Origin of the sequence: Mesorhizobium loti CJ3sym, assembly GCF_000472785.1 — a bacterium.
GTDB lineage: Bacteria > Pseudomonadota > Alphaproteobacteria > Rhizobiales > Rhizobiaceae > Mesorhizobium > Mesorhizobium loti_E.
Genome location: NZ_AXAL01000001.1, coordinates 217,077 through 232,660, shown reverse-complemented (window position 1 = coordinate 232,660; position 15,584 = coordinate 217,077). Strand labels below are relative to the sequence as shown.

Genomic DNA, 15,584 nt, shown 5'->3' with positions numbered 1-15,584 from the left:
GGTAGCGGAAACGTCTGCCGCTCAAACAGTTTCGAAGACGATGCTGCGCTGATCCGGATCGGCTGAGACCAGCTTCAGCGTCAGACCGTCGCCCTGTCCAAGCCCGGAGGCTTTTACGGTGGCAACGACAGGCATATCGGCAAGCTGAACGCGCACGCCATGGTCGACGAGGTCGGTGACGACGGCTTTGAACGTTTCTCCCTCGCGTCCCCTGAGCATCACCGCCTCGGCAAGGTCGATGGCCGCATGGTTGATCTGCGAAGCGCGGCTGTCCCCACGCCCCATCACCTTCGGCAATCGAGTGAACGCATCGGTGACGGCCTGCGGCACGGGTTGGCCGTTTGATATAGCCAGCGCGCAGCGCACGACATAGCGATCGGCCAATCGCCTGAGTGGCGCGGTTGCATGGGCGTAGGTCGCAGCCATCGCCTCATGCCAGGGGACGACGCCCTCCTGATAGGGCTGATAGGACGCGCCGGAGCCGGCATGGCGGATTTCCAGCATCAGCGCCGCCTGTTGCCTGTTGCTCGGATCAAGGGTCCGCTGATAGTCGCGCAAGCTGGTCGGGGCCGGCCAGGACAGTCCGAGAGCCTGTGCCGCGCTGCGCAGCCTTTGCACCTTGAAAGCATCCGGCTCCGACATCACGCGAAACAACCCGGTCTTGTGCGCCAGCATGGCGTCGGCAATCGCCATGTTGGCGGCCAGCGAAAGCGCGGCGTTGTCCTGTTCGGATTGCAGCATCGGCCTGAACGAAAGCTGGAATGTGCCATCGGCGAGCTTTTCAACTTCTTGCTCGGGCGGGTCGACGCGCGAAGCGCCGCGACGCTCTTCGTTTGCCGCAATGCGCCGCGCCAGTTCCGCAAAGCCGGCCGGGACGTCGGCAGGCTGCACGCTGTCGTAGGCGAGCTTCGCGCGGCTTTGAATGATTGCCCGCTCCGCGCCGTCCAATTTCACCGCACCGTCGTCAGCGACCCGAACGGTGAAGATAACAGCTGGACGTGGTCCATCCGGCAGAAGGCTCGCCGCACCCTCGGCAATGACCGGCGGGTAGAGCCCGGCCTTGCCGTCCGGCAGATAAAATGTCTCGCCCCGCGCCCATGCTTCGCGATCGATCGCGTCGCCGTCCTCGACGAACCAGGCCACGTCGGCAATGGCATAATGCAGCACAAGATCGCCACCGCTGGCTTCGATGGAGAACGCCTGGTCGAGATCGGTGGAGCTTGCCGGATCGAGCGTAACGAAGGGCATCGCTGTTCGATCGGCATGCTGGTTCGGCACACGTTTGGCCGCCTCCGCCGCAGCCATAACGGCAGCCGGAAATCCATCCGGCACGTGGAATTCGGTGCGGATTTTCGCCAGGCCGGTGGAGAGAGCTTGTGAGGGGTCTGTCAGAGACTTCATTCAGCAGTCCTACACCGGGGCTCCGAACACGGGAAGGCTGCCAACGAACGCGCCAAAGCCGGCCGCCTGAATAGCATCAGTCGGATGAGGAACTGGGCCGCTGGAACTGTCGCCGAAGCGCGGCGTTTCTCCAGACAGCAAGGGAGAAAAATCATGCCTGCCAAATCACAAGCTCAGCAAAAAGCCGCCGGCGCCGCACTTTCCGCCAAGCGCGGCGAGACCAAGAACGGCGAACTCAAAGGCGCGTCGCGCGCGATGTACGAATCGATGACCGAAAAGCAGCTTGAGGAATTTGCCGAGACCAAGCGCAAGGGCCTGCCCGACAAGAAATCATAAAGCAGCCATCAATGATGGTGGTAGTCGCAGCGCTTCACCTTCGTCGTGACCCAGTGCGGACGACCGTTGCTCCAGACACGCCGGGTGATCTTGACCCAATGGCAGTTGTTTTTTCCGCCGGCCACAGCGAGTTCCGGTGAAGCAAGTAGGGTCGGGCCTGCAAGCAGGGCGACCAGAAGCAAGGTTGCGGTCTTCATAGGGTTTCTCCATTGTCTGACATTCGATTTCTAGCGAATCGCGGCAATCATCCCCAATCACGAAGTCGGGAACTGCAAATGGAAAGGTCCGCGGCAGGGCCCGCGGGCGTTCCTGGATTTGATAGCCATTCAATGCGAAAGGGCCAGCGACGGATCGCTGGCCCTCCTCGGATTTCTTCCAAGAGAAGCTTGTCCCCGGCTAAGCCGGAATCACCAGCGGTGGCAGCGCCTTACCTTCGTCACGATCACCTTGCGATGGCCATGCCGCCACACCACCCTCTTCTTGACCATGACACGGCAGACCTGCTTGTGACCGCTCCAATGCTTGGCCATGGCTGGCTCCGGCGTCATTACTGCCATCGACCCCGCCAATACCGCGGCGCCCGTCAGGGCAAGGAAAAACTTCTTCATTCAATAAACTCCTCTAGCTCCAGTCCCTTCCTGGTGCCGTTGGCGCAAAACCTTCGCCAGATCCGGCATCGCTCAACGCCGAAAACGATATATGGTTGCGCTGTGCCAAGCCATGCGAAAGCTTGACACCGGTTAAATCTCGGTTTAACCAGCCGCCAACGCCGGGCAGCGATGTCCGGTGTTTGTTTTGTATGCGCAAGATCAGGCATCCTAATCGTTTCTGATCCTGTTTGAACTGACGTGTCCCGTGGGTTTTCCGCCGCGTTGCGTGGGAAAGCCCTGTCAGGTCTCGAAAACGGAGGCCAGAGGAGGGCGCGTTTCCTTCACCCGGACCATGAGGTGCCGGGTGTGTTGTTTTGAAAGGGAATGCGATGAGCAAGCGCGAATCCGCGAAGTACAAGATCGACCGCCGTCTCGGCGAAAATATCTGGGGCCGCCCGAAGTCCCCGGTCAACAAGCGTGAATACGGTCCCGGCCAGCATGGCCAGCGCCGCAAGGGCAAGCTTTCCGACTTCGGCCTGCAGCTGCGCGCCAAGCAGAAGCTGAAGGGTCACTATGGCGACGTTTCGGAAAAGCAGTTCCGCAAGGTCTATGAAGAGGCCGACCGCCGCAAGGGCGACACCTCCGAGAACCTGATCGGTCTGCTCGAGTCGCGTCTCGACGCGGTCGTCTACCGCTCCAAGTTCGTGCCGACCATTTTCGCTGCCCGTCAGTTCGTCAACCACGGCCACGTCAACGTCAACGGCAAGCGCGTCAACATCGGCTCGTATCGCTGCAAGCCGGGCGACGTCATCGAAGTGCGCGAAAAGTCGAAGCAGCTGGTCATCGTCCTGGAATCGGTCGGCCTCGCCGAGCGCGACGTGCCGGATTACATCGAAGCCGATCACAACAAGATGGTCGCGACCTTCTCGCGCATCCCCGGCCTGGCGGATGTTCCGTTTGCCGTGCAGATGGAGCCGAACCTGGTCGTCGAATTCTATTCGCGCTGAGCGAACGCTTTTCTGCGATACCGAAAAGGCCGCCCTTCGAGGCGGCCTTTTTGTTTCGTGCATCCGCTTTGCGGTTTCGATTCTCCGGCCGATGCGCTAATCCGGGCGGACGTTACATCCCCGGGGCCACCGCGCCATGAACATGCTGCCAGACATCGAAACGCTTGAACCGATCGCCGAGGGCGGTTTCCATCCGCTGTTCGCCGATGTGCCGTCCTCGGTCGAGTTCAACAAGCTGCGCAAGCGACTGCTGCGGCTGACCCGTCAGGCGACCGAGGATTTCTCGATGGTCGTGCCCGGCCAGCGCTGGCTGGTCGCGCTGTCGGGCGGCAAGGATTCCTACGGTCTGCTTGCCGTGCTGCTGGACCTCAAATGGCGCGGGCTGCTGCCGGTCGAACTGCTGGCCTGCAATCTTGATCAGGGCCAACCGAATTTCCCAAAACACATTCTGCCCGATTATCTCGACGCCAACGGCATTGCACACCGCATCGAATATCAGGACACCTATTCCATCGTTACCGACAAGCTGCCGCAGGGCAGCACCTATTGCTCGCTCTGCTCGCGGCTACGGCGCGGCCATCTCTACCGCATCGCGCGCGAGGAGGGGTGCTCGGCGCTGGTTCTCGGCCACCACCGCGAGGACATTCTCGAAACGTTCTTCATGAACCTGTTCCATGGCGGCCGTCTCGCCGCGATGCCGCCGAAGTTGCTCAACGACGACGGCGACGTGATGGTGCTGCGGCCGCTCAGCTATTGCGCCGAAGTCGATCTTGAAAAATTCGCCACCGCGATGCGATTCCCGATCATCCCTTGCGACCTCTGCGGCAGCCAGGAAGGCCTCCAGCGCAACGCAATGAAGGCGATGCTGGACGATCTGGAAAAGCGCATGCCTGGTCGCAAGGACACGATGCTGCGTGCGCTGTCCAACAGCAGGCCGTCGCATCTGCTCGATCGACAGCTGTTCGATTTCGCCGCCCTGAACCAGACCCTCATCACAGGACAAGACGCTTCCAATGACATTTGACGACAATGCGATCGACTGGCTGGCCAGCCTGCTGGCCGAGGCGGCCGACACCGAAATCATGCCCCGCTTTCGCCGGCTGGGCGATGGCGACATCAGACAGAAGACCTCCGCCGCCGATCTGGTGACGGAGGCCGATGTCAACGCCGAGCGGCTGATCACGGCGCGGCTGCGCGACCGCTATCCCTCCGCGATGGTCATCGGCGAGGAAGCCTGTTCCGACAATCCGGCACTGCTCAATGGTCTGGGCGCCGCCGATCTGGCTTTCGTCATCGACCCGGTCGACGGCACCTTCAATTTCGCGTCCGGTGTACCGTTGTTCGGCGTCATGCTGGCGGTCGTGGTCAAGGGCGAGACTGTTGCTGGCATCATCCATGATCCCGTCGGCAAGGATTGGCTAATCGGCACCAAAGGCGCCGGCAGCCATATCCGCCACGCGCATGGCGTACTGGAAAAAGTGCGGGTTGCCGCGCCCGCACCGATCTCGCAGATGACCGGTGCGGTGTCCTGGCAATACATGGCCGAGCCCGACCGCACGCGGCTGGCGTGTAACCAGACCAAGACGCTGTCGCAGTTCAACTACCGCTGCGCCGCCCACGAATACCGCTTGCTGGCCAGCGGCCATGGCCATTTCGTCGTCTACAACAAGCTGATGCCATGGGATCATCTGGCAGGTGTGCTGATCCATGCCGAGGCCGGCGGCCATGCCGCGCGGTTTGACGGCACCGCCTACCTGCCGTCGCATGTCGGCGGCGGCTTGCTCGTCGCTCCCGACCGCGAAAGCTGGCAGGAGTTGCGCCGCGAACTGTGGGCTGAGTAGGATCCTGTGCTGGCGTTAAGTCGCCAGGCTTCAGGCCTGCAAACCAGAATTAATGAAGGTCGGTGACATGGCCTGAAACCGGTGGGTTGTGCGGCTGGAACATCCTGCCGCGCTCGGCGAGCAGGATCATCAGCAGTGTAGCGACCGAAACGCTGCAGAAGCCGGCGGCCAATGGCGTCACCGTGCCGTTGAAAGCCTGGCCGATCAGTGTACCGAGGATGCCGCCAAGAAACGTCTGCATGAAACCCAGGATGGAAGAGGCCGTACCAGCCAGTTGGCCGAGCGGCTCCATGGCCAGCGCGTTGAAATTGGCGCCGAGTGCACCGAATGGAAGCATGGCGCTGGCGAAGAAGGTGACGAACAGCCAAAGCGGCATCTTCATTTCCAGCGAGACGACCAGCCAGGCGAGACTGATGGTCAAGAACAGCAGCAGCGCGCTCTGCGAGAGCCGGCGCATGCCGATGCGGCCGACGAGGCGTGAATTCAGAAAATTGGAGAAGGCAAGCACGCCGGCGACCCCGGCGAAGATGACCGGGAACATCTCACCAACGTTGAATATGTCGACATAGATCTGCTGCGCGGAGGCTATGAAGCCGAACATGGCGGCGAAAACGAAGGTGCTGGCGAAAGCATAGCAAATCGCAAGGCGGTTGGTGAGCACGATACGGAAACCGCCAAGGATGGAAGATACCGTCAGCGGCCGACGATGTTCGGGACGCAACGTTTCAGGTAGGCGCAGCAGCGACCATGCCGAGACAAGCAGCGCTCCGATGGCCATGGTGATAAAGATCCAATGCCAGGTCGCGAAAAGCATGATGAACTGACCGACACCGGGCGCGATGACCGGTATCGCCATGAACACCATGAAGATCAGCGACATCACCTCGGCCATACGCCGGCCTTCGAATGTATCGCGCACGATCGAGACCGCGATGACACGCGTGGCAGCTGCCCCGATGCCTTGCACGGCTCGGCAAAGGAGAAGCGCTTCAAAACTCGGCGCGATGGCGGCGGCGGCGACGGCAGCCACGTAGATGATCAGACCGACGACGAGAGGTGCGCGGCGTCCGAACCGGTCGGAGATCGGCCCGAAGAACAGCTGGCCGCCACCAAAACCAAGAATGTAGGCGGTGACCACATATTGCCGGTGGTTTTCATTTTCGACGCCGAGCGAGGCGCCGATCTGCTGCAGCGCCGGAAGCATGATGTCGATGGCCAGCGAGTTGAGCGCCATCAACGCGGCACAGAGCGCAATGAATTCCCAGCGCGGAATGGGCAGTTTGCCTGCCAATTGCGGCGCTGTCGAATGCTGGTCCACGGCAAGTCCAATCTCTAAAAACGAAAACGCGCCGGCGGGCCGGCGCATTGGCTCGTCTTGGCCCCGATATCAGGGACACGTTAATTGCCGAGGTTGGGCTGCCCCCGGTGCTCGGTGCGTGTCAGGCGGTGGCTTTTACGCTCACGCCTTTTTCGGCGAGGAACGTCTGCAGTTCGCCTGCCTGGAACATCTCGCGGATAATGTCGCAGCCGCCGACGAACTCACCCTTCACATAGAGCTGCGGGATTGTCGGCCAGTTTGAATATTCCTTGATGCCCTGGCGCAGTTCGGCCGAGTCCAGAACGTTCACGCCTTTGTAGTCGGCGCCGATATAGTCGAGGATCTGGACCACCTGGCCGGAAAATCCGCACTGCGGGAAACCGGGCGTGCCCTTCATGAAAAGGACGACGTCGTTGCCCTTCACTTCGTTGTCGATGTAGTCGTTGATACCGCTCATGGAATATCCTTTCACGCCCGTGGGAGTCAGGCTCGAAGCATTCCTATCAAATAAACCCATAGATTGCCCGAAACAAGACATTAGCCGCGTCGTAGCCGAAATGGCGCAAAGGATGGGCCGGCTTGGGCCAAGCGGGTGTTGGCTGGAACGGCCTCAGTCGGGCACGCTGGTCTGCAGCGCAAGCGCATGCAGCACGCCGCCCATATTGCCCTTCAGCGCGTCATAGACCATCTGGTGCTGCTGGACGCGGCTCTTTCCGCGAAAGCTCTCGGCCACCACTTCGGCAGCGTAATGGTCGCCGTCGCCGGCGAGGTCGCGGATCGTTACCTTGGCGTCCGGAATGCCGTCCTTGATCAGTTTTTCGATGTCGTGGGCATCCATTGCCATGGCGGAATTCCTGTTTCGGGCGGCTAGGCAGCAAGGGTGCCCATGCGATGAGAGTCGGGATGAACCTAAAGCGTTTCTGGTCGCGATTGAAGCGCTTCCATCCGGTGTGGGGATGATTGAGCTTTAAGAGACGGTCTCGTCGAGACGAAGCGTATCGTCCGTGGGATCATCCTCGCGCGTCGAAAAGGCGCGGCCGAGGCTGAAGACCAGCACATAGAGAGGAATGTTGACCGCTATGTCAGCGATCGGCAGATAGCTGGTCATCTGCCAGACCGGCGAGAAGAACGGTTGCCCGTAGCCATCGCAGACCAGCGAAGAACCATATTCCCATAGCGCCCCCAGGATGGCCGCAACGGCGAAAAGCTTGATGCAGGTGACGATCCGCCTTGTACGCGCCCGGTCCGGTAGAAGCCGGTTCCAAAGCACCAGGCAGACGATGGGAACCGCGTAGATCAGGTTCTGCAGAACCAGCATCGGCAGCGTGCCATTGGCGGAGGCCAGGAACTGCTCACGCCTTTCCAACAGCGGACAAACCTCGCTCGAGGTCGTTGACAACAAGAAGAAAACGAACGGGCCGAGGAACCAGAAGAAGAACAGCGACGGCCAGAAAACGACTGCAAGCAGCGCCCGCGCGGCCAGTTTCCTTTGATTGAGCATGATCTTTTTCCGAAAACCGGGTTCCACTTTTCGGGATCATGCTCTGTTCAACTGGCCTTATCCATGAAGCGGGGGAACCAGCCTTCATGGGCTGCGGTCAAGTCGCTGACCGGCATTGCCCTGGCGTCGCCGAGCTTCAGCTCAGTTCCGCCGGTCGAGCCGATCCATGGCGCGAAGATGCCGAGCTTGCTCTGCTCCTCGCGGATGGCATCCCATTCCCTGCTTTGCGGATCGACCGACAGCGTCAGGAGATAGCGGCCCTGGTCCTCGCCGAACCAGACCGGGATCGGGTCGGTGCCGGCGAGACCCGGAACGGTGGCGCCAATGCCGGATGCCATCGCCATTTCGGCCAGGGCCACGGCAAGGCCGCCATCGGAAAGGTCATGCGCCGCCGTCACTACGCCCGACGCGATCAGCGCGCGCACATGGTCGCCGACGCGCTTTTCATGCGAGAGGTCGACAGGCGGCGGCGGACCGTCGGTACGGCCATGGATGTCTCTGAAATAGGCGGACTGGCCGAGATGGCTGCCCCATGTCGCCGGAGCGCCGACCAGCAGGATCATCTGGCCCTCGGCGGCAAAGCCGATACGCGCCATCCTCGACCAGTCTGGTATCAGCCCAACGCCACCAATGGTCGGCGTCGGCAGGATGCCCTGGCCGTTGGTTTCGTTGTAGAGCGAGACATTGCCGGACACGATCGGGAAGCCGAGCGCCCGGCAGGCATCGCCGATGCCTTTCACCGCGCCGACCAACTGGCCCATGATCTCCGGCCGTTCCGGATTGCCGAAATTCAGGTTGTCGGTCGCCGCCAGCGGCAACGCGCCGGTGGCGGTCAAATTGCGCCAGCATTCGGCCACCGCCTGCTTGCCGCCCTCATAGGGGTCGGCCTCGCAATAGCGCGGCGTGACGTCAGACGAAAAGGCGAGCGCCTTGGTCGCGTGGCCTTCGACGCGCACCACCCCGGCATCGCCGCCAGGAAGCTGCAGCGAATTGCCCTGGATGAGGGTGTCATATTGCTCCCACACCCAGCGGCGCGACGACAGGTCCGGTCCGCCGAGCAGCTTCAGCAGCGCATCGGCGACATCGGCCTTTGGTGCATCGTCCGCCCTGAGCGCCGCCGGCTTCTTCGGCTCAACCCAGGGGCGATCATATTCCGGCGCCTTGTCGCCAAGGTCCTTGATCGGCAAATTGGCGACTTCGTCGCCCTGGTGGATGACGCGGAAGCGCAGATCGTCGGTGGTCTTGCCGACAATGGCGAAGTCGAGGCCCCATTTGTGGAAGATCGCCTCGGCTTCCTTTTCTTTCTCCGGGCGCAGCACCATCAGCATGCGCTCCTGGCTTTCCGACAGCATCATCTCATAAGCGTTCATGCGCTCTTCGCGCACCGGCACTTTGTCGAGGTCGAGCTCGATGCCGAGGTCGCCCTTGGCGCCCATCTCGACTGCCGAGCAGGTGAGGCCGGCCGCACCCATGTCCTGGATGGCGATGACGGCGCCCGAGGCCATCAGTTCGAGGCAAGCTTCCAGCAGGCACTTTTCGGTGAAGGGATCGCCGACCTGAACGGTCGGCCGCTTCTCGTCGATCTTGTCGTCGAACTCGGCCGAGGCCATGGTGGCGCCGCCGACGCCGTCGCGGCCGGTCTTGGCGCCGAGATAGACGACCGGCAGGCCAACGCCCTTGGCTTCGGACAGGAAGATCGCGTCGGTCTTGGCAAGGCCCGCGGCAAAGGCATTGACGAGGATGTTGCCGTTGTAGCGAGCATCGAAATTGACCTCGCCGCCAACCGTCGGCACGCCGAAGGCGTTGCCGTAGCCGCCAACGCCGGAAACCACGCCTGATACGAGATGCCGCGTCTTGGGATGGTCCGGTGCGCCAAAGCGCAGCGCGTTCATCGCCGCGATCGGCCGCGCGCCCATGGTGAAGACGTCGCGCAAGATGCCGCCGACGCCGGTTGCCGCACCCTGATAGGGTTCGATGAAGGAGGGATGGTTGTGGCTTTCCATCTTGAAGACGACGCAGTCGCCATCGCCAATGTCGACCACACCCGCATTCTCGCCCGGCCCCTGGATGACCTGCGGCCCGGTGGTCGGCAGCGTGCGCAGCCATTTCTTCGAGGATTTGTAAGAGCAGTGCTCGTTCCACATCGCCGAGAAGATGCCGAGCTCGGTGAAGCTCGGCTCGCGCCCGACCAGCTCGAGGATGCGCTGGTATTCGTCGGGCTTCAGCCCGTGCGCGGCAATGAGCTCTGGGGTGATCGGCACGGAATTGGAAATGGTCATGGGCGGCGATTTATGTCCATGGAAGCGGTGATTTTGAGTCCCCTCTTATCGCAAGCTTTGCACCCGATACACCGTCGATCGACGAAAAAAGACAGAAAGCACAAGGTGACGACAATGATGGCCTTCGCAGCGAGGAACGCTAGGCCGAATGGAACGCTACGATGTGCCAGCCGTTAGGTCTCAACCACTCAGGAGACCGGACCATGGCTACCAAGCAAGGCAAGAACGATAATCGCCTCTCGGACAAGGAGGCCATGCATATCGCGGAAACCACCGACGTTTCGCCTGGACAGGCGAAGGAACTGGCTGAAAAGCGCGGCAAGGACGAGGCCGAAAAGGAAGCCAGGAACTTCAAGGCCGAAGGCTGATCCGCTCCGTCAGGAGAAGCTGTCGTAGCCGGCGCGGCCCTCATCGAGGAGGCGCCGCAGGACCGCAACGCCGTCGGCGACATCCCCGCGCTGTCTGGGCTGCGAAACGCCGAAGCGGATACCGTGAAAGACCTGCTCGGAGCGGCCGGCCTTGAACTCGTCCTCATCGTCGATCAGCACGCCGTGTTCCAGGCAGGCGTTCTTGAAGGTGCCGGAAAGCCAGGGGTCGGGCAAAGTCAGCCAGACGAAGGGTACCCTGTCGTGAGACTTGAAGGCGAAACCGGCCAGAGTCTCACGCACGATCGCGATTCGGGCGCTGATTTCGGCGATGCTGCGCTTGCGGATATCGCTGGCCTGGCCGGAAAGCACCAGCCGGGCATTCACCTCTGCCAACAGGAAGGGCATGCCGCCGGTCATCATCTTGTGGGCGACGCGGATACGGTGGCGATAGGCAGGCGGGCAGGAGAGCCAACCACCGCGCATGCCGGCCGCGACCGACTTCGACAGGCCGCCGGCAACGATTGTTCTCTCCGGAGCATATTCGGCGAGCAACGGTGTCGGGTCGTCGGTCAGGTGGCCGTAGAGATCGTCTTCGATCAGAATGACATTGTATTCGCGCGCGACCCGCGCGATCGCCTCGCGACGCGCCGGCGACAAGGTCACCAGGGTGGGATTTTGCGCCGTCGGCATCAGGAAGATCATCCTGGGATGTTTTTGCGCGCAGACACGCTCGAAATCGGCCGGGTCGAGGCCTTCGTCATCCGATGCCACCAACGCCGTACGCCGGCCGATCAGACCGGCGCTGCGCGATATCTGCGAATAGGTGAGGTGCTCGAAGGCAACATAATCGCCGGGCGTGGTCAGTGCTGCGACCGCCGCCATCACCGCTGCATGAGTGCCGAGAGTAGGGACGATTGTATCGGCGGCCGGACGGAAGGAATTGCGCGACAGCCAGCGGGCGCCAGCCTCATACCAGCGGTCGGGGAAATCGCGCGTATAGCTTGAAATCTCGTGCGGATGGTCTTGTGCCACGCGCGACAGCGCATCCGCGACAATGGCTCCCTGGCCGATGTCGGGTGCCGCCGTGCTGTCGAAACGCAATATGTCCTTGGGCGCATCGACATACCGCGTGCCTTCGACGCTGACGTCGAGAGCTTCCGGTTTCGTAGCGCCGGCGCGCTGTCCCAGCACATAGGTTCCGCGCCCGACTTCGCCGCTCACCAGCCCGCGCTCGCGCAGCAATTGATAGGCTCGGCCGACCGTGCCGACCGTGGCGCCGATGTCGTAGGCGAGGTCCCGCTGCGGCGGCAGCTTTGCGCCGGCATCGATCACGCCCCGATCGATGTCCGTCTCGATAGAGTCCGCAAGGCGCTGATAGAGCGGGCCGGAGCCGGTGAGGTCTGGAAGCCAATTTGTCATGGTGACAATTTTCTATATTGCACCGGATTGTGAGTCAATACATATCAATCGCGCACCAAAAAGGGTGCAATTGAGAGTTTTGGCAGAAAGAAAATGGATACAATCGGGACAATCAGTGATTCAAGAGCCGCGCTTCCCAGCCAAACGCGCCGCCCGTCAGGTCGTCGCGGCTTTGTCAGCCGTCTGGTGTGGGTGGTGATCTCGCTGGCGAAATGGATCGGGCATTTGCTTGATCGCCGGCGCAGCCGGCTGGCGTTGCTTGAGATGACCGACGATCAACTGAAGGACATCGGCCTTTCCCGCTGCGACGCCCATCGCGAGGGCGTCAGGCCTTTCTGGGAATAGCGGCCAACCTACGGCGCGTCGCGACATGCATTAGCGGACCCGTTTGGCCCCGCGATGGCCAATGCCGCGATCGATAAAAACGGCGACGACACATATCACCAGGAACAGCGCCGTGATGGACAATGCTGCCGCGGCGACACTGGCTACACCGTTCTTGGCGACGTCGAGGAAGGGGTAGGGCACTTCGCCGGCAAACGGCGCCCGCGCCAGCGCATAGGCGAGATAAGCGATGGGGTAGAGCACCCACCAGGACACGTCGCGCAGACGTGTCCTGCCGTCGGCACCCGCGACCAGCCACCACAGCACGAACAGAACCGGCGTCACGTAGTGCAGCAGCACGTCGCAGAGCAGGAACAGGCCCTGCGGCTGCCAGAGCCGCGCCAGAACCGTGGCATAGACGATGAAGACCAGGGTGATCGAAACCGCAACACCCGCGCGCATCCGGGACCCGGCGAAGGCCGGCAGCCAAGCATAGCCGCCGGACGACAGCAGGGATGTGTAGACCAGCACCGCGCCAATGTTGGTCAGGATGGTGAAGAAGCTAAGCAGGAAGACGATCGAGCCGAGCAGGCTGCGCCCGGCTTCCATAGACGCTGGAATGCTGATGCAGAACTGCAGGACGAGCCCGGCCAGACCAATGACCAGACCCGCGACCTGCAGAAAACGGCCCATGGTCAGGCAGTCGCGGCGCAGGCCGGATTGCCGGCTTGCCAGCGGGCAATGTCGGAGCTGATGCGCGCGCCGATCGGATCGTTCATCAGTGGCCCGAACGCGTCGACGCGGTTCGAATTGCCTTGCGCCTGCACCACCAGCAACGGTTTACCGCCATAATGCTTGGCCGGCACCAGCAGGAAGCGTGGCGTGCCGCTGAACGAGTTCAGTTCGTTGGCCATCTGATATTGCTTGAAGGCCGGATCCTTGCTGGCGATCCAGCATTTGTGGGCGGATATCGCCACCTGCTCCATGGCCAGCAGCGACGCACTCTTGCCCGACGGGACAGGCGTGCTTTTCGGAGTCGATTGGCACGATGCCAAGGCAAAGCCTGCCGCGGCAACGATCGCGATTGTCTTAACCTTGATCAAGCGGCACCCATCTCAAGTTCGGACAGGAAGATCTTCTGGCCGTCCGTCATCTCGCCCCACACCCGCGACAGTGCCGGATGCTGCGAAGCGATCTGCTCATAGGCGTCGAATTTGGGATAGGCGGCGAGCAGGTCGTGATGTCCCGTCATGGCCCGGAAATTGTTGAAGATGAAGCGCGTCGGCGTCAGCCAGGCATCCGCGAAGCTGATGTCGTCGCCGAGCGCAAAGGGGCCTTGCGCCATGCGCGCCTCGATCGCCGCCAGCCCATGATGCAGGCGGGCAAACTGGGCATCGATCTCGGCATTGTTGCGCTTCGGCACGAAATGCAGTTCGAAAAGCTTCATCGTCGGCGTCAGCACGTCGAGATCGGTGATGCGGGCAAACATGCGCACCAGTGCGCGGTCCTTGGAATCGGGCGGCAGCAGTGCCGGCTCCGGAAACCGCTCCTCGAGATATTCGGCGATGACCACCGATTCGACGATGGTTTCGCCAGAGCCGGTGATCAGCACCGGAATCCGGTTCATCGGCGAAACGGCTCGAAATTCTTCCGGGATCGGAAAACCCGGCGGCGGCGCAATGATCTTGAGCGGCACGTCCTTTATGTAGGCCAGCGCCCGCACGATCGACGAGTAGGGCGACAACGGCCGCGAATAGAGTTTCATGACCGTCTCTCTCCCATGTGACGCGGACTTGATGTCCGGCTGTTTTTCAAGGCATGCGCCTTGGTGATATCATGCGGCAATGCCGAGCGCACTTTCGAACAGTCCACGACCGTCGCTGCCGCCGTGGGCTGCTTCGATCAGGTTTTCGGGATGCGGCATCAGGCCAAGCACATTGCCTTTTTCGTTGATGATGCCGGCAATGTCGTTGATCGAGCCGTTGGGATTGGTGGCTTCGGCGTAACGGAACACCACCTGACCTTCGCCTTCGAGGCGGGCAAGGGTTTGGGCGTCGGCGAAATAATTGCCGTCATGATGCGCGACCGGCGATCGGATGATCTGGCCGGGCTGATAGCGGCGGGTGAACATGGTGTTGGCATTGGTGATCTCAAGCTTCACCTGCCGGCAGACGAACTTTAGCGACGTGTTGCGCATCAAGGCGCCGGGCAGCAGCCCCGCCTCGACCAGGATCTGGAACCCGTTGCAGACGCCGATGACCGTGACGCCCTTGGCCGCCTTTTCAGCGACGGCCCGCATCACTGGCATGCGCGCAGCAATAGCGCCGCAGCGCAGATAGTCGCCGAAGGAAAAGCCGCCCGGAATGGCGATCAGGTCGACATCGGGGATTTCCGTGTCAGTCTGCCAGACCGTGATCGGCGGTTTTCCTGAAATCTTGGTCAGCGCCGCGATCATGTCGCGGTCGCGGTTGAGGCCAGGCAGGAGGACGACGGCGGATTTCATGGCAATTCCCGTTCGGGCATCTGAGTGAGATACCGGGGTGAAACGTGGTTGGTCAACCAGACACCGTTATCGGAGAGAAAGAATGACACCCCATCCTTGTTCATGGATGCTGAGTCGATTTGCAGGATAACACTTTTCCCGGCACGGCGCCGCGCGACGACGAGCGCTGTTTCCATGTTCTTCGACAAATGCACATGCTGGCGGGACTGTCTGGTCACGCCTTCGCGCAGTATGGCAGGCAGGAACCCTTCCTTGGTGCCGTGGTAAAGCGTATCCGGTGGAATAGTTGGCGCTAGCCCAAGATCAATATCGACGCTGTGGCCTTGCACGGCGCGGATGCGATTGCCCTCGATCGCAAATCGTCTTTTTGGATTCTCGGCGACGATACGCGCGACGCCGCCGGTCGACGCGCCGAATTTCGCCTGGATAACCTTGCATAGCGCGCCGAGATCGGCCCAACCGTTTTCGTCGAGCGACAATCCTGCCTCCTGTGGCGCGTGTCGCAGGACGAGGCTCACGAATTTGGAAATTTGCGTGTCGATCGGCATTGCAACGGTAGTTTCTAATGTCGGCGGTGCGGAAGGTCCGGCCGATGCAGAGCGCAGGCCCGTGTTTAGCGAGGTCGCACACTTCGGTCAAACATGCCTTGGAACCGGCGAAGCCGCCGCCTCGGAATGTCAACCCGACTGCTTAGTAA

General features: G+C 61.7%; 20 protein-coding genes. 6 read left to right on the top strand and 14 right to left on the bottom strand.

Annotated features, from left to right (window positions below):
* Positions 1–21 precede the first annotated feature (21 nt).
* Positions 22–1,401: an RNB domain-containing ribonuclease gene (locus A3A9_RS0101350; protein WP_027057189.1), complete on the bottom strand. Its 1,380-nt coding sequence runs from the start codon at positions 1,399–1,401 to the stop codon at positions 22–24.
* 153 nt (positions 1,402–1,554) lie between these two features.
* Between A3A9_RS0101350 and A3A9_RS0101345 the strand changes: the two genes are divergently transcribed.
* Positions 1,555–1,737, top strand: a complete 183-nt coding sequence (locus A3A9_RS0101345; protein ID WP_027057188.1) for a DUF3008 family protein — start codon at positions 1,555–1,557, stop codon at positions 1,735–1,737.
* 8 nt (positions 1,738–1,745) lie between these two features.
* Here the strand turns inward: A3A9_RS0101345 and A3A9_RS0101340 are convergent, their stop codons facing one another.
* Positions 1,746–1,934, bottom strand: a complete 189-nt coding sequence (locus A3A9_RS0101340) for a hypothetical protein (protein ID WP_027057187.1) — start codon at positions 1,932–1,934, stop codon at positions 1,746–1,748.
* 210 nt (positions 1,935–2,144) lie between these two features.
* Positions 2,145–2,345, bottom strand: a complete 201-nt coding sequence (locus A3A9_RS0101335; RefSeq protein ID WP_027057186.1) for a hypothetical protein — start codon at positions 2,343–2,345, stop codon at positions 2,145–2,147.
* Between the two features lie 371 nt (positions 2,346–2,716).
* Between A3A9_RS0101335 and rpsD the strand changes: the two genes are divergently transcribed.
* From rpsD to A3A9_RS0101320, 3 genes are all read left to right on the top strand, one after another.
* On the top strand, positions 2,717–3,334 hold the full coding sequence (gene rpsD, locus A3A9_RS0101330) for a 30S ribosomal protein S4 (RefSeq protein WP_027028657.1): 618 nt from the start codon (positions 2,717–2,719) through the stop codon (positions 3,332–3,334).
* A gap of 136 nt (positions 3,335–3,470) precedes the next feature.
* The gene (gene ttcA, locus A3A9_RS0101325) at positions 3,471–4,358 is read left to right on the top strand and encodes a tRNA 2-thiocytidine(32) synthetase TtcA (RefSeq protein ID WP_027057185.1); all 888 of its coding nucleotides are present in this window, start codon (positions 3,471–3,473) and stop codon (positions 4,356–4,358) included.
* The gene (locus A3A9_RS0101320; RefSeq protein WP_027057184.1) at positions 4,348–5,175 is read left to right on the top strand and encodes an inositol monophosphatase family protein; all 828 of its coding nucleotides are present in this window, start codon (positions 4,348–4,350) and stop codon (positions 5,173–5,175) included. The genes ttcA and A3A9_RS0101320 overlap by 11 nt, the downstream gene beginning before the upstream one ends.
* Positions 5,176–5,224: 49 nt before the next feature.
* Here A3A9_RS0101320 and A3A9_RS0101315 read toward each other — a convergent pair whose 3' ends face one another.
* The 5 genes from A3A9_RS0101315 to purL all read right to left on the bottom strand — a co-directional run bounded on the left by A3A9_RS0101315 (position 5,225) and on the right by purL (position 10,273).
* Positions 5,225–6,493, bottom strand: a complete 1,269-nt coding sequence (locus A3A9_RS0101315; RefSeq protein WP_082221833.1) for a multidrug effflux MFS transporter — start codon at positions 6,491–6,493, stop codon at positions 5,225–5,227.
* Positions 6,494–6,614: 121 nt separating this feature from the next.
* On the bottom strand, positions 6,615–6,950 hold the full coding sequence (gene grxD, locus A3A9_RS0101310; RefSeq protein WP_027057182.1) for a Grx4 family monothiol glutaredoxin: 336 nt from the start codon (positions 6,948–6,950) through the stop codon (positions 6,615–6,617).
* A gap of 153 nt (positions 6,951–7,103) precedes the next feature.
* Positions 7,104–7,337, bottom strand: coding sequence for a BolA/IbaG family iron-sulfur metabolism protein (locus A3A9_RS0101305; RefSeq protein WP_010909092.1), 234 nt, complete (start codon positions 7,335–7,337; stop codon positions 7,104–7,106).
* Between the two features lie 123 nt (positions 7,338–7,460).
* A complete protein-coding gene (locus tag A3A9_RS0101300; RefSeq protein WP_033838255.1) occupies positions 7,461–7,994 on the bottom strand; it encodes a hypothetical protein in 534 nt (177 codons plus the stop codon).
* Between the two features lie 47 nt (positions 7,995–8,041).
* Positions 8,042–10,273, bottom strand: a complete 2,232-nt coding sequence (gene purL / locus A3A9_RS0101295) for a phosphoribosylformylglycinamidine synthase subunit PurL (protein ID WP_027057180.1) — start codon at positions 10,271–10,273, stop codon at positions 8,042–8,044.
* Positions 10,274–10,476: 203 nt separating this feature from the next.
* Between purL and A3A9_RS45060 the strand changes: the two genes are divergently transcribed.
* Positions 10,477–10,641, top strand: coding sequence for a hypothetical protein (locus A3A9_RS45060; protein ID WP_202596342.1), 165 nt, complete (start codon positions 10,477–10,479; stop codon positions 10,639–10,641).
* 9 nt (positions 10,642–10,650) lie between these two features.
* On the opposite strand, the gene A3A9_RS0101285 is transcribed toward A3A9_RS45060, so the two are convergent.
* Positions 10,651–12,060, bottom strand: a complete 1,410-nt coding sequence (locus A3A9_RS0101285) for a PLP-dependent aminotransferase family protein (protein ID WP_027057179.1) — start codon at positions 12,058–12,060, stop codon at positions 10,651–10,653.
* A 93-nt stretch (positions 12,061–12,153) separates the two neighbouring features.
* On the opposite strand from A3A9_RS0101285, the gene A3A9_RS0101280 reads away from it, so the two are divergent.
* Positions 12,154–12,405 carry a DUF1127 domain-containing protein gene (locus tag A3A9_RS0101280; RefSeq protein ID WP_027057178.1) on the top strand — a complete coding sequence of 84 codons (252 nt, stop codon included), beginning with the start codon at positions 12,154–12,156 and terminating at the stop codon, positions 12,403–12,405.
* A gap of 30 nt (positions 12,406–12,435) precedes the next feature.
* Here the strand turns inward: A3A9_RS0101280 and A3A9_RS0101275 are convergent, their stop codons facing one another.
* The 5 genes from A3A9_RS0101275 to A3A9_RS0101255 all read right to left on the bottom strand — a co-directional run bounded on the left by A3A9_RS0101275 (position 12,436) and on the right by A3A9_RS0101255 (position 15,435).
* A complete protein-coding gene (locus A3A9_RS0101275) occupies positions 12,436–13,077 on the bottom strand; it encodes a Pr6Pr family membrane protein (protein ID WP_027057177.1) in 642 nt (213 codons plus the stop codon).
* 2 nt (positions 13,078–13,079) lie between these two features.
* Positions 13,080–13,487 (bottom strand): hypothetical protein, encoded by a 408-nt coding sequence (locus A3A9_RS0101270; protein WP_027057176.1) that lies wholly within the window; start codon positions 13,485–13,487, stop codon positions 13,080–13,082.
* Positions 13,484–14,149, bottom strand: coding sequence for a glutathione S-transferase family protein (locus A3A9_RS0101265; RefSeq protein WP_027057175.1), 666 nt, complete (start codon positions 14,147–14,149; stop codon positions 13,484–13,486). Before A3A9_RS0101265 ends, A3A9_RS0101270 begins: the two co-directional genes overlap by 4 nt.
* A gap of 69 nt (positions 14,150–14,218) precedes the next feature.
* Positions 14,219–14,887 carry a phosphoribosylformylglycinamidine synthase subunit PurQ gene (purQ, locus tag A3A9_RS0101260; RefSeq protein ID WP_027057174.1) on the bottom strand — a complete coding sequence of 223 codons (669 nt, stop codon included), beginning with the start codon at positions 14,885–14,887 and terminating at the stop codon, positions 14,219–14,221.
* Complete coding sequence (locus A3A9_RS0101255; protein WP_027057173.1) at positions 14,884–15,435, bottom strand: RNA 2'-phosphotransferase; 552 nt, start codon at positions 15,433–15,435, stop codon at positions 14,884–14,886. Before A3A9_RS0101255 ends, purQ begins: the two co-directional genes overlap by 4 nt.
* Positions 15,436–15,584 lie beyond the last annotated feature (149 nt).